This is a genomic window from Streptomyces sp. NA02950, from assembly GCF_013364155.1.
In the GTDB taxonomy this organism is placed as follows: Bacteria; Actinomycetota; Actinomycetes; order Streptomycetales; family Streptomycetaceae; genus Streptomyces.
Genome location: NZ_CP054916.1, coordinates 9319100 through 9331120 on the forward strand (window position 1 = coordinate 9319100; position 12021 = coordinate 9331120).

11 protein-coding genes and 1 pseudogene are annotated in these 12021 nt (G+C 68.9%); 3 read left to right on the plus strand and 9 right to left on the minus strand.

Annotated elements, in window-relative coordinates:
* Nucleotides 1–53 precede the first annotated feature (53 nt).
* The 4 genes and pseudogenes from HUT19_RS40055 to HUT19_RS44110 all read right to left on the minus strand — a co-directional run bounded on the left by HUT19_RS40055 (nucleotide 54) and on the right by HUT19_RS44110 (nucleotide 3497).
* Nucleotides 54–1748, minus strand: a complete 1695-nt coding sequence (locus HUT19_RS40055; protein WP_254886074.1) for a GAF domain-containing sensor histidine kinase — start codon at nucleotides 1746–1748, stop codon at nucleotides 54–56.
* 527 nt (nucleotides 1749–2275) lie between these two features.
* Nucleotides 2276–2458 (minus strand): hypothetical protein, encoded by a 183-nt coding sequence (locus tag HUT19_RS43770; protein ID WP_254886075.1) that lies wholly within the window; start codon nucleotides 2456–2458, stop codon nucleotides 2276–2278.
* 35 nt (nucleotides 2459–2493) lie between these two features.
* Nucleotides 2494–2802 (minus strand): annotated as a pseudogene (locus HUT19_RS40065) (IS110 family transposase); the annotation flags it as partial.
* Between the two features lie 314 nt (nucleotides 2803–3116).
* The gene (locus HUT19_RS44110) at nucleotides 3117–3497 is read right to left on the minus strand and encodes an ANTAR domain-containing protein (protein WP_176186089.1); all 381 of its coding nucleotides are present in this window, start codon (nucleotides 3495–3497) and stop codon (nucleotides 3117–3119) included.
* 382 nt (nucleotides 3498–3879) lie between these two features.
* Between HUT19_RS44110 and HUT19_RS40075 the strand changes: the two genes are divergently transcribed.
* Nucleotides 3880–4632: a hypothetical protein gene (locus tag HUT19_RS40075; protein ID WP_254886077.1), complete on the plus strand. Its 753-nt coding sequence runs from the start codon at nucleotides 3880–3882 to the stop codon at nucleotides 4630–4632.
* A 192-nt stretch (nucleotides 4633–4824) separates the two neighbouring features.
* On the opposite strand, the gene HUT19_RS40080 is transcribed toward HUT19_RS40075, so the two are convergent.
* Both HUT19_RS40080 and HUT19_RS40085 read right to left on the minus strand, forming a co-directional pair.
* On the minus strand, nucleotides 4825–5364 hold the full coding sequence (locus tag HUT19_RS40080) for a flavoprotein (RefSeq protein WP_176186093.1): 540 nt from the start codon (nucleotides 5362–5364) through the stop codon (nucleotides 4825–4827).
* Complete coding sequence (locus tag HUT19_RS40085; RefSeq protein ID WP_176186095.1) at nucleotides 5361–6602, minus strand: helix-turn-helix domain-containing protein; 1242 nt, start codon at nucleotides 6600–6602, stop codon at nucleotides 5361–5363. Before HUT19_RS40085 ends, HUT19_RS40080 begins: the two co-directional genes overlap by 4 nt.
* A gap of 78 nt (nucleotides 6603–6680) precedes the next feature.
* Here HUT19_RS40085 and HUT19_RS40090 point away from each other — a divergent pair, with 78 nt between their 5' ends.
* Entirely contained in the window at nucleotides 6681–7199 is a 519-nt protein-coding gene (locus tag HUT19_RS40090) for a hypothetical protein (RefSeq protein ID WP_176186097.1), read from the plus strand.
* A complete protein-coding gene (locus HUT19_RS40095; RefSeq protein WP_176186099.1) occupies nucleotides 7196–7585 on the plus strand; it encodes a hypothetical protein in 390 nt (129 codons plus the stop codon). Before HUT19_RS40090 ends, HUT19_RS40095 begins: the two co-directional genes overlap by 4 nt.
* Here the strand turns inward: HUT19_RS40095 and HUT19_RS43780 are convergent.
* From HUT19_RS43780 to HUT19_RS40105, 3 genes are all read right to left on the minus strand, one after another.
* Nucleotides 7489–7818, minus strand: coding sequence for a hypothetical protein (locus HUT19_RS43780; RefSeq protein ID WP_254886078.1), 330 nt, complete (start codon nucleotides 7816–7818; stop codon nucleotides 7489–7491). The genes HUT19_RS40095 and HUT19_RS43780 overlap by 97 nt on opposite strands.
* Complete coding sequence (locus HUT19_RS40100) at nucleotides 7815–8060, minus strand: hypothetical protein (RefSeq protein WP_176186101.1); 246 nt, start codon at nucleotides 8058–8060, stop codon at nucleotides 7815–7817. The genes HUT19_RS43780 and HUT19_RS40100 overlap by 4 nt, the downstream gene beginning before the upstream one ends.
* A gap of 81 nt (nucleotides 8061–8141) precedes the next feature.
* A complete protein-coding gene (locus tag HUT19_RS40105) occupies nucleotides 8142–10622 on the minus strand; it encodes a LuxR C-terminal-related transcriptional regulator (RefSeq protein WP_176186103.1) in 2481 nt (826 codons plus the stop codon).
* Between the last annotated feature and the right edge of the window lie 1399 nt (nucleotides 10623–12021).

The following is a 12021-nucleotide window of genomic DNA, read 5'->3' on the forward strand; positions in this document are numbered from 1 at the left end:
CGGTGTTCCCTGTCCACGAGACGCTGGACGAAGCCCTCGACAGGAGGGAAGCGTCAGCCCGTTGAGGAGAGCGGAACGACCCACTCGACGACGGTGCCGCTCGGCTGGTTGGCGGAGATGCCGAAGCTGCCGCCCAACTCCTCCGCACGCTTGCGCAGGTTGGCCAAACCGCTGCGTCGGGAGATCGCCGGGTCGATTCCGCGGCCGTTGTCGGCCACGCACAGCTTCAGGGAGGCGTCGGTGGCCTCGACGGTGACGTCGACGGTGGTGGCGTGCGCGTGCCGGGCGGCGTTGGACAGCGCCTCGCCGAGCACGGCCAGCAACTGCTCGGCCTGTTTCGCGGAGATAGCCGTGTCCAGCAGCCCGGTCATGCGCAGCGCGGGGGTGCAGCCGAGTGATGCGGTGGCCCGTTCAGCGGCCGTCACCAGCTGGGCGCGCAGCCCGCTGCCGCGACGGGAGTGATCGTGCTCGCGAAGGGCGTAGACGGTGGAGCGGATGATCTTGATGGTGTCGTCCAGGTCGTCCACGACCCGCTGGATCCGTTCGCTCACCTGCGGCTGGTCGGAGACCCGGCCCAGCGTGGACTGGAGGGTCAGCGCGCCGGCGAACAGCCGCTGGATGACCAGGTCGTGCAGGTCCCGGGCAATCCTGTCGCGGTCGTTGAGGACGACCATGCGCTCGGAGTCCCGCCGGTGCTCGGCCACGTCCAGGGCCAGCGCGGCCTGGTTGCCGAATCCGGTGACCATGTCGATGACGGCGTCGGTGAAGAGGGTGCCGCCGGGTACGTTCGCGACCTGGAGAACTCCGCGGACGTGCTCGCGGATGCCAAGGGGGGCGAAGAAGGCCGGCCCGAGCTCCACGACCGAGGCACTGCCGCCCTCGGCGCGCGGGTCGGCGCTCAGGGCCTCGCTGATGATCGTCTCGCCGGACGTATGGACTTTGGCAGCCAGTGCCGTGGCGGGCAGCAGCAGCCCACGGACCTCTTCGGCCTGCGCTCCTGAGGCGGCCTCGACGACGAGCTCGCCCTTGTCGCCGACCGGCACGGCCAGGGTGACCAGGTCCGCGCCGGCCATCTCGCGCACGGTGGCGGTGAAGGAGTCCAGCACCGCGGCGGGCTCCGCGCCGGACAGCAGGCTGCGGGTCAGTTCGTTGCTGGCCGCCAGCCACCGCTGACGGCGGTGGGCGTCGTCGTAGAGCCGGGCGTTGTCGATCGCCACGCCGGCCGCCGCGGCGAGGGTGCGCAGCACCGCCTCGTCGTCCGTGTCGAACTCCGTCCCGCTCTGCTTGTTCGTCAGGTACAGATTGCCGAAGATCTGATCGCGCACCCGGACGGGAGCGCCGAGGAAGCTGGTCATCGGCGGATGCCCGTCCGGGAAGCCGGCCGACGCCTGATGCTCGGCCAGGTTCGCCAGGCGCAGCGGCTCCGGGTGCCGGATGAGCAGCCCGAGGATGCCCTCGCCGCGCGGATAGGGCCCTATCCGGGCGATGGCCTCCTCATCCATGCCAACGGTGACGAACTGCTTGATCGTGTCTTCCTCGCCGAGGACGCCGAGCGCCCCGTACTGGGCGTCGACCACGGTGACCGCCGCCTCCACGATGCGGTGCAGCACCACATCGAGGTCGAGGTCGGAACCGACGGCCAGCACTGCGTCGAGCAGCGTGTGAACCCGGTCCCGAGCCGCCCGCACCTGCGCCACCTGCTGCTGCAGGTCGTCCAGCAGTACGTCCAGCCGCAGCTGCGGAGACATCCCGGTTGTCTCCATCTCACTCGAACCCCGCGGGTGTTCGTCCACCACAGCTCCCCTCGCCGTCTCGCGGCGCACTCCCCAAGGATGCCCGACGAGCCGAATCCGTTCCTTCGCGTACGCCTGCCGCCCGGCCGCAGACCACCCAGCCGCCCCAGAATCCCAGGCTTCGGCCAACGGAACCATGGTGAGTTCCCCGGCTGAGGGTGTGCTCGTCTTTCTTGAGCAGGGCAACCTGAACCCGGACCCGCCACTGGACTGGAAGGTCTACGGCCAGCCGTTCCACATCGACTGAGCCGCGCGGCGGCCCGTGCCGTGATTTCCGGTGCGGTACGGGCCGCCGTCAACTCGAACGGAGCGGGGGGTGCCTGTTGAGTCGGCACTGAGCGCGGTGCCGGTGTTGCCACCGCTCCGTTTCTCCGTGCCGCTCGCCGAACCCGGCGTACCCGTCTCCGAGTACCGGGCTGTCCACGGACTCTGCCGTTCAGGCGTGGTTGAGACGGGTCCAGGGGTTGGGGATCCTGTTGCCTCTATAGCGGTAGCGGGTGACCGTCACCGCCTGGAGGTCGAACAGTTCGATCTCGTCTGCCGTGCGCCTTTGCCACCGCCCGTTGTGGTCGGTGAGGCGTCGGCGGACGTCCTTCCACTTCCAGCGGTGCAGCCATCCACCAGCTGATCAGCCGGTGCCACGTGAAGCTGGCCAGGGAACTCAAGGTGGCTTTGCAGACCGCGTGCTTGAAGTAGTTGGCCTCGCCTCGCCGGGGTAGAGGTCGGCGATCCGTCGCATGGTCAGGCCGGGCAGGTAGGCGACGCGGCAGCCGGCGTCACGGGCGACGGTCAGCGGGAGGGCGCCGATCGAGGCGGGCTGGTCCACGATCACCAGGACGGTGCCGAACTTCGCGGCCAGCTTGTCGTAGACGGCCCGCAGCTTCGGCTCGCTGTTGGGCAGCGGTTTGTCGAAGACCTTCTTCCCGGCCGGGGTCAGTCCGTGGCCGTGGTGGGCGCTCTTGCCGACGTCCAGGCCGAGGAACACGCCCACGTCTTCGATCTCGAACATCGTGCCCTTTCGAGGGTGTTGACGGTGCCGGCCTCGGCTCGGGTGTCGTGCTCGCGCATCCACGTTATGCAGACCTCCCGCCCGCGAACCGCCCGGCATTGCGCCGGCCCAGGCGGTGGCCGGACCTCTGATCAGCGGCTCCGACGAACACCCCCGAACCCGGTGACACCACCCCCCAGGTCATGCGTTCGACAGGGGGACACAGTCATGCCGGGCCCGGAGGCCAGCGGCCCCGTTGCAGGGCCGCAGAAAACATAACGAGGGAAGAGCCGATCGACCTCCCCAGGCGTCAGGGCCCTTCCCTTGACCGCGCCCTACCCGTCGGCCCCGGGCTCATGCTCACCCGACAGCCGCCGTCTCCTCACGGCCGTCTGCAGATGGCTCTCCAGAGCGGGCGGCAGCGACTCTTGCCCGCTCACCGCCGCCATCACCTGCTCGGCCACCGCCCGCAGCTTGACGTTGCTGTTCTGGGACACCTCCACCAGGATCTCCCACGCCTCCCTGGCAGTGCAGCCGAAGCCGGCCATCAGCGCCCCTCGGGCCAAATCGATCACCGGGCGGCTCTTGATCGCATACCTGAGCTGCGCGTTTTCCTCCTCCAGCCGCTCCGTCCGCTCAGAGGTGTCATCACATGCGGACCAGCCGGTCGGCACACCTTTAGCACGTCGGGAAACTCTGCGCTGGGGAGGTCGCATAAGAGGAACCTGCCCCACGCACCCCCCCAGTACACGAGTAGCCGATCACTCCGTATGCACCACGGGGCTCGTCCGCGACTCCGCAGCCGCACGATAGAAAGAGTGGACCGCTCGGGGTCTGCCCATTGTGGGGGGGAAGACTACCGATCCCATGATGAGGGACGTGGAGGCGTTAGTTTATAGATTCTTCGGCTGGGTCATGGGTGGAGAGCTGCCACTTGTGAGCCGTCAGGACAGAGTGGTTGAGCAGCTGCCGTTAGACCTCACTTCTCTGCGGGTTTCGCGCACGCTCTCTGGGCGTCTGCGTGTGGCGCTCCGCCGACGCCGTGAGCTCCGCAGGATTCGGCGGGCTGCGGTGTTTGCGGTCCGGACAAGCATCTTCATGTTCCTCCTCATGGGCGCCTTAAGTGTCGCGGTGGCGGAGGAGGACCCCCAGGGAACGCCCAATGAGCCTAACCACCTCATTGTTTTCGTGGGGGGCCTGGCGGTGATGGGACTGTGCTTCGGCGTCCTTGTGCTGTGGAGCCTGGTGGGGTGGCGCACTATCCGGTTGGGGCTGCGCTACACCCTGGTCGTGCAGATAGCCGCCGCGATCTCGGCCTGCGCCGCCGCGCGCCGTGCGGGCGGGGAGCGCTCCGCGAGGCAGTTGCGGCTGGTGTCCAAGCGGCTGGAGGAAGTCTCACGTGGTGTTGAGCGCTCCCACCGCGCTCGGGGCACGGTGAGGGGATCCAATCGCCGCCAGGCTTTGAAGGCCCATGAACGGCAGGTTGTCGCGGTGCTGCGGATGACCGAACGGCGCCTGGATATCGCCCCCGAAGAAGGACTACGCGAGCTCGCTGAACTACTGGTAGGCATAGCCGAACGCTACGCACACGGCCGGATCGGTGAGCTCCTCGACGCTGAGGTCATCAAGGACATCAACCTAGAACGGGACCGTGGCCTGTTGCGCTGGATTGCCGCTGTGGTGTTGGGCACTGCCGCAACCGTCGGTATCACCCTGCTCAACCTCCCGTCGTCTATTGAGGGACCCGTCATCGGCGGCAGTGTTGTGCTTGTCGTCGGGATCATCTCCGGACCTTCCGCCCGCCACGCGCTTGACGTCGTCGGGACCATCCGAGGCAGCGGCGCGCCCTGATGTCGCGTGCGCCGATGACTGCTGGGAGCGCTGGGCGCCCAAGATCACCAGTTTAGCGTTACTGGCTTTTCCGCTGGTCAAGGCATGGTGCCGCACAAGCTGCCCACCGTGCACAAGCACGTCCTTCCTCCTCAGCTGACGTTGGTCGTGGCGCGGTACTCCTCGAGCCAGTCGGCGAGCGCCGGGCACGGATCAGGCGGGCAGGGCGTCGATGGCGGCCTGCCACGGGTAGGCGTCGAGGTCGCCGTGGCGCGGCTTGTGCGGCACGAATCCTCCCTCGCCGAGCAGCACGGTCACGCCCGCATCGCGCAGGACCTGGACGTGCCTGGCGACGGCCGGGTGCGCGGCTTGCGCGTCGTTGAAGTGAGGCAAGGCGACGATCGGCAAGCCGAGGCCGATGCCCTCGGTGATGAGGCCGAGGGCCAACGTGTCGCTCACGGCAGTTGCCCACTTCGCAAGCGTGTTGCTGGTCAGCGGGGCGACGAGGAGCGCGTCCGGGGGCGGCAGCACGTCGTCCTGCGAAGGGAGCTTGTATTGCCAGCGGACGGGGTGCCCAGTCAGTTTCTGCAGGGCCTCGATCTCGCCCTCGGCGTCCTCGCTCGCCCACCGGTAGGCGGACGGCGTCAGGATCGCGCACACGTCCCAACCGGTCGCCTGGGCGGCACGGATGGGGATGTGGAGGCGCCGGGCAGGAGGAGCAGCACAGGCGATCAGATACAGGGTCTTGGTCACCGGGGCAGTCCACAGCGATCAGCCAGCATGCGCAAGCGGCCCTCGGCACTGCGCACGCCCAGGACGCGCAGGTCCTCCACGAGCCACCGGGTGCGTGGCCGGCAGCGCACCTCCTCAGGGGCCAGCTCGTCCGCTTCCAAGAGCGTGTCCACAGCCTTCTCCCGCAACCCGGCCTGCTTTTCACCGATAGCGCGGTCGGTCAGCAGGTGCGCCCGGCGTTCCCGGGGCAGTTCGTTGAAGGCGTCGGCGGGGATGCCCGCCGCGACCGCCACGGCGTCCGCTCCTTCCGAGAGGTAGACGTGCGAGGCAACGCGGTACAACGAGACGTTCGTCGGGCCGAAGCTGGTCCACAGCCGGTTCTCGTCGCCGCCGAGCCGCGCGGCGTGCTCGTCAGCCTCGTCGAGGTAGTCCGGCACTCGGCGGGCGAACCGGGCCGGAGCGCGGTCGTCGGCCTCGGCTGCTGCGGCGGCGGCCATCGCGGCCTTCAAGTACAGCATCCCCAGCACGCTGTACCCGTCCGGACCGCAGTGCAACAGGTCCTCCTCGAGGCGCCGGGCGGCGGCGAGAACGACGGTCGCAGCGGCTGCCGCCTCGCCGTGATTGGTCATCGCGTCGCCCAGGTGTCTCGCGGCGGACGCCATGGTGACCGGGTTTTCCGACTGTTCGGCCGCGGTGACCGCGCGGTGCCCGGCAACTACCGCCAGCTGGCTGTCACCCCACTTGATGGCTGCGGCCTCGGTCAGCTCCAGGCATAAGGACAGGACCTCGTACGCACCGAGCCGGTCGTCACCACGGTGGTGGTGCGCGGCCCGCGCCGCGTCGACCAGGAGCTTGGGAAGCTCGCTGCCCAGCTGGGCGAAGTGGCCGGCCTGGAATCCGGTGCGCGCGTACGCCAGGGACCGGCGCAGGGCCTGCACCGGATGCGGTTCGGTGGAGGAGCGGTCGAACGAACCGGTGATGACGTCGTGGCGCTGCAGCACACGGCGTACGGCCTCGATGTCGCTCTCCCCGGCGCACTCGGTGTCGATTACCTCGGACATGAGCCGGTCGACTGTGATGCCCAGGTGCCGGGCGGCCAACACCATCACGGACCAGTTCGGGTCGGCTTGGCGGCGCCCGCCTTCCAGCTCCTCAACCCAGCGCAGGCTCTTCCCCATCAAAGCGGCGAAGTCGGCGCGCGAGATGCGCCGGCGGGTGCGCCAGTAGTTCACCCGGCGCCCGAACTGGATGGAGTCCATGGGGTGCTCCGAAGCGGAGACGACAACCCACACACATCGTGTGGTCTGTATTGGGTCTACCGCATTTACGGTCCGCTTATGGCCAAGTCATCGAACTCCGTCACCTCCACGTGGGGCGCTCTGCACGCTCCCGATGCCCAGACGTTCGGCCGCTTGCAAAACGCCGGCAGCGGTGCGACCCGGCTGGTCGCCTGCGGCGGCGGCCGGGACGCGGTCGTAATCAGCCCCCTGCAGCGTGGCCTGGCCGCTCTCGACGGCCTGGACCTACCGGTCGAGGACGGGCTTTCGGTCCTTGCCGACCACATGCGCCAGGAGCTGATCGTGCTGGTGGAGGACGGGTCAGCGCCACTGTGGGCCGACGTCCAGGGGGTACGGGTTCTCTCGCTCGGCTCCTGGCTCCTCGTGCCCACGCCGGGCGGCGACGGCTCGCTCGCTGCGGCGTGGCTGAGCCCGCCGAAGCACAACACCGCAGCCGTGTGGACCGACCAGGACGGCCAGCCGTCCCTGGGCCAGGTGCCGGTCGCCGTCGATGCCCGCGACCTGCACGACGCGTTGTCCACGGTGGACAGGCCGACGGTCCCCTCGGCGGCGTCATGAGCAACCGCCACGTTGTCTACGATCGCGATGGCCGGATCACTGCGGAGCTTCCGCTGGACCGCAAGCCGTACGAACTGCTGGTCAAGGCGGTCATGGGGTGGACCGACCCGCTCGCACGCCTGAACAGCGTGGACGAAGGCACCGAGCGCAACGGGGACGACCTGACACTCGTCGTTATCCATGGGACTCAGGCCCGCGGGGAGACCGAGTTCAGCTTTGCAAGCTCCGCCCGATGCCATGGCCGAACGCCGCTACGCCTTCCCCGGCGCCGCCATCACCGCAGCCCTCGTCACCTGCATCGGAAAGCCAGGACGTCACAAGGCCAAGCCCCTCCCGTCGAGGACACCGCGAACGAAACCCGTGGTCGGTCAGGGGACAACTCCTGACGGACGGAAGCCTCCACGCGGAGTTCGGCGACCGCAGCATCGACCGTCCGAGAGGCCGCCGCCGACCTTCTGGCGCCCCCGCTGCCCGCCCACGCCGCGCTGCTCGCCGAACTCACCCGCCTGGTCCCGGCCGCCGATGCTGGCCAGCAGAAAATTCCCAAGCGGAGACCCCAGCGCAGCTGAACGTGACCACCGGCTTGGAACGTAGCCGTCAGGACGAGCCGATTGGTCACCCATGGCCTTTCCCCTTCCCACCCTCGGAAGTCAACCGAGTCTCGATCTTGGTCCTGGATCGTCGGCGGTCGATGGTGTGTGCCACGGCGAATGCGGCAGCGGTGATGACGAGGCTCCCCAGCGTGCCCAGAACCAGCCAGGTCGGAAAGCTGGCCTCATCTTCTGGCTGGGTGAGGAGGCGCTCACCATCGGCAAGGAGGAGCTCTCCCAGGGTGCTGCTGAGGATGCCGAGCCCGAGCATCGCACCGACCGCCGCCCACCTCGCGCCGGAGACCGGGAACTGCGGCGTCTGCGTACCCCCGAGGGACCGTCCGCACCGAGATCACTGGAGCCGGCGTCGGCGGCCGTGGTGGCGCTGCTGCCGGTGGAGACCATGGCCGGGTAAGGGCGGCCCGGCCCTGGCGTTGGCCCCGGCATCAGGTGTCGTTGAGCTGGCGGGGGTTGGGCCCCCCACCACGCGGGCACCGTGGACCACGCTGCGTACCTGAGGCAGCTGCTTCGCGGGTGGGGTGGTGAGGCGGGCCAGGGGCATCGGCTGCCGCCGCGCCACCCACGCCGCGATGTGCGCCCGGGACCGTAACCCCAGGGTGGTGCGGATGTGCCGGATATGGGTTTCGACGGTCCGTACCGACACATGCATCCGCGCCGCGATCTGACGGTTGGTGAGCCCTTCCACGACCAGCTCGGCCACGTCCCGTTCCCGTCTGCTCAACGGGTGGGCGGAGCGCTTGTGGTGTGTTCCGGGCCCGTCGTCGCCGAGCGCGAGCGAGATCGCCTGATGTTCCGGCAGACCATGGCCCGAATGGAGCCAGGCTTCGGCGCGGGCGGGCGGCATGGCCCGGAGCGCGGTCTCCCGCGCCTCGTGCACGCGCCGACGCCACCACTCGGTGCCTCGCCCGGCGTTGTCGCGGATTCGCTCCGCCGCGCCCAGCAGCCGCAGCCCCCGGTCGAATAGGCGGGCCCGGGTGGCGACCAGAGCCAGCCCCTCGATCGCCGCGGCAGTGTCGCTCCGATGGGCCGGGCGTACACAAAGCACCTCGGTGAAGTGTGCCTCCGCCAATGTCAGGTCGTCCTTCTCCAGAGCCAGGGCACCGGCCGTGACCAGCACCGAGCGCAGTCGGAAGGGTGCCGCGTGGCGGCGCAGCACGGGCAGGATACGGCGGATCGTCTGCTCAGCGCTGCCGAGTTCGCCATTCTCCATCTGCTGCCGGGCGATTTCGCTCAGACAGAGCGCGGTCAGCATGTTGTGGCCCAGCCGTAGGCCGATGTTCAGGGCCCCCGCCAGGTCGGCTCGGGACGCCTCCCGCTCGTCCGCCATCTGCCGGATCGTGCCGCGCAGCAGGAGCAGGCGGCCCAGCCGGGCCGTGCCTCCGCCGCGTTCGCGCTCCAGCGCCACCGCCTCGTCGGCCCGTCGGGCCGCGGCCGCGTCTTCGCCGTCCCGGCGCGCCAGCGCGGCCGCCGCCTCCAGGGCGACGCCACGGTAGACGGAGGTCGGCGCGGTGCGGTCCAGGGCGTGCGCCACGTGTTCTGAGGCACCGGTGTGCCGCCCGTCGGCGACCTCCACCGCTGCCAGCGCCACGGCCAGCAGCAATTGGCGCTCGTCGTCACCCGAGCCGAGTCTGCGCAGGGCGTGTGTGAGGTTGGCGTGTTCCTTTTCCAGCATACAGAGTGTCCCGGCCGGTGCGACGGCCTCCTCGCGCAGTGGCAGGGACGCCGTGGTCAGCCAGGCGGTCAGCCGCTCGTATGCCGTTGTGTCCTCGCCCTGGGCGACTAACATCTCGTGCCCGAAGTGTCGCATGGACTCCAGGAGCCGGAAGCGGGCCGGACCGTCTGCGCCGGGGACTGGTGTGATGACGGATTTCGCCTCCAGACCGATGAGGATCTCGGGCATCGCCGACACCACCTCGGGGATGTCTGCCGCGAGCGCGGCGGCCGCATCCGGCCCGAAACCGCCCGGGAGCACCGACAGCCGGCGCAGCAACGCGCGTTCCGCCGCGCTCAGCAGGTCGTAGCCCCATTCCAGGGAGGCGCGCAGGCTCCGGTGCCGGCCGTCGGCGAGCCGCCATCCGTTCCTCAGCAGCGCGAGCCTGTCGTCCATCCGGTCCCGGACCTCGTCAGGCGGGAACACGCGCATCAGCCGGGCCGCCATCTCGATGGGCAGCGGCACCCCGTCCAGCCGTACACAGATCTCGCCCACGTCCGCCGCGTTGGCCTCGGTGAGATGGAAGTCGGGGGCGACGGCGCGAGCCCGGTCCATGAACAGGGTGACCGCGTCGGAGCGGAGGCAGGCGGCGAGCACGGTGCCGGAGTCCAGGTCCGGCAGCGCCAGTTCGATCACCGGGAAGACCGATTCGCCTGGGAGCCGCAGGGGTTCGCGGCTTGTGACCAGGATCCGCAGTCGGGGGTGGCGCGGCAGCAGATCGGTCAGCAGTGTGCCGCAAGTGTCGAGGACGTGTTCGCAGTCGTCGAGGAGGAGTAGCCGGTCCTTCTCCGCTCCATCCGCGCTGTCGGGCATCGCGTCGACCGTGGTGAGGATGCGCTGCTGTATCTCCTCCGGTTCGGTGAGTTGACCCAGCTTCACCACCGCCACCTCGTGGCGTCGGCCGCGGGCCTCCTGACCGGCCAGTTCCAGGGCCAGCCGCGTCTTGCCGACGCCCGCTGGGCCGGTCAGCGTCAGCAGCCGCGACTCGCGTAATATACGGGCCAGGTCGATGAGTTCGTCCGTGCGTCCGATGAAGCTGCTCATCTGTGTCAGCGGTGTCTCGACCAGCGCGGTGTCCATGCCGCCGGACTTCTGCCGCATGCGGTAGGAGCGTTGCCGACAGGCGTTGGAGCAGTAGCGGGCCCGCGGCGGCGAGGTACTTGACTGCCCGTGCGGACGCACCGGCCGACCGCACATGTCGCAGCTAGCCGTCGGGGGAGCGGACATAGCACCTACCTTTGTGGGTGAGGACAAGCATGGGTAAGGGCCGTCTCGGGATACAAGGATGCGTTGCCGCCTGACGTCGGACGCCTCGATGGCGGACATGAGTGGGAGCGTCGCGGGGATTTGGCGTGGCGCGGTTTCAGCCAAACCAACGGCACGTCACGTGGCTGGCGCGCCTGATCGGCAAGCGATCGAGGCGATGGGGCATGCCAAATTCTTTCTCCGTTTCGCCGGGAGCGCGGTGGTGAGGTGCGCCCCTGAACCAGGAGAGTCACCGAGAATGTCATCCCGGTCCTCAGAATGGCTTGATGAACTCCGGTAGCACACGCCGCGGTCACCGGCAAAGGACGAGTGCGTCGATCTTTCCCCGTTAGCAGGTTCTGTGAGACAGCCGGGTCCCGTCGGCCCGGTCCGTGGTGGCCTCGTTGTCCGGGCGCACCTGGACAACGATGTCGACCAGCCATCAACCTCTGTCCTGCGCTGTGACGGCTGTCAACTCGCCGGAGGAGGCCGAGTCGGTGGGAGAACCCCGCTTCCACGGCGAGGACGCGCATCTCTGCGAGACCGTGAGAGGCAGGAGGAAGGGTTGTCCGATTTCGATCGCCTGCGATGCCTGCTGGACGAGTGGTTGCCACGGCGCACCGTCTTTCTACGCTCGTATGCCAGTTGACGATAAGAATTTTCTCTTGGCCGGTCAAGCAATCCTTTGCACGCCCCGAAATATTGTGGTTCCAGGGTTCGGTTGTGCCAGCCTCTCCTCCAGGCACTGGACATCCAGGAGGAAGCCGCGCAGGCCCAGGGTGACGACCTCCGCCGTTGACCTGCTCGACCTACCAGGGCGACTCGGACAGGAAGAACTGCAGCCGCTGCACCCCCGGCATTTCCCAACCAGTGTGTAGTGCACACGTGCTGACTACCTGACCGTTTGACTCCTCTGAGGTGCCCGCCTGCTGACCGAATTTCCGGGGCACGGCCTGCGCCGGTCCGCGGCACCCGGCAATGCCGAGTTTTCGACTCCTGTATCGCGTGCCCGTTTGAGGGTGTTCGTTGCCCGTATCCGGCCCGTTTCCGGAGGGGGCCCCAGTGCGTACAGCGCCCGGCGCGGATCGTGACCGTTGGCGCCCTTCTCCAGTACGCGGACGGCCTCCGTCAGCAGTTCCGCCGACGTCACCAAGGACGGCGTCCTCGAGGCCGGTTCGGCTGCCGTCGTCTCCGGTATCTCCCGCCTGGCCACGGCGAACGCGCTTCCGGAGTCGGCGCGCTGCCGCCTCCCTCG

Coding starts and splice junctions, on each gene's coding strand:
- HUT19_RS40055 (WP_254886074.1), bottom strand. CDS start 1,748: ATGTCTCCGCAGCTGCGGCTGGACGTACTGCTGGACGACCTGCAGCAG.
- HUT19_RS44110 (WP_176186089.1), bottom strand. CDS start 3,497: ATGCGACCTCCCCAGCGCAGAGTTTCCCGACGTGCTAAAGGTGTGCCG.
- HUT19_RS40075 (WP_254886077.1), top strand. CDS start 3,880: ATGTTCCTCCTCATGGGCGCCTTAAGTGTCGCGGTGGCGGAGGAGGAC.
- HUT19_RS40085 (WP_176186095.1), bottom strand. CDS start 6,602: ATGGACTCCATCCAGTTCGGGCGCCGGGTGAACTACTGGCGCACCCGC.
- HUT19_RS40090 (WP_176186097.1), top strand. CDS start 6,681: ATGGCCAAGTCATCGAACTCCGTCACCTCCACGTGGGGCGCTCTGCAC.
- HUT19_RS40095 (WP_176186099.1), top strand. CDS start 7,196: ATGAGCAACCGCCACGTTGTCTACGATCGCGATGGCCGGATCACTGCG.
- HUT19_RS40100 (WP_176186101.1), bottom strand. CDS start 8,060: ATGCTCGGGCTCGGCATCCTCAGCAGCACCCTGGGAGAGCTCCTCCTT.
- HUT19_RS40105 (WP_176186103.1), bottom strand. CDS start 10,622: ATGCGGCAGAAGTCCGGCGGCATGGACACCGCGCTGGTCGAGACACCG.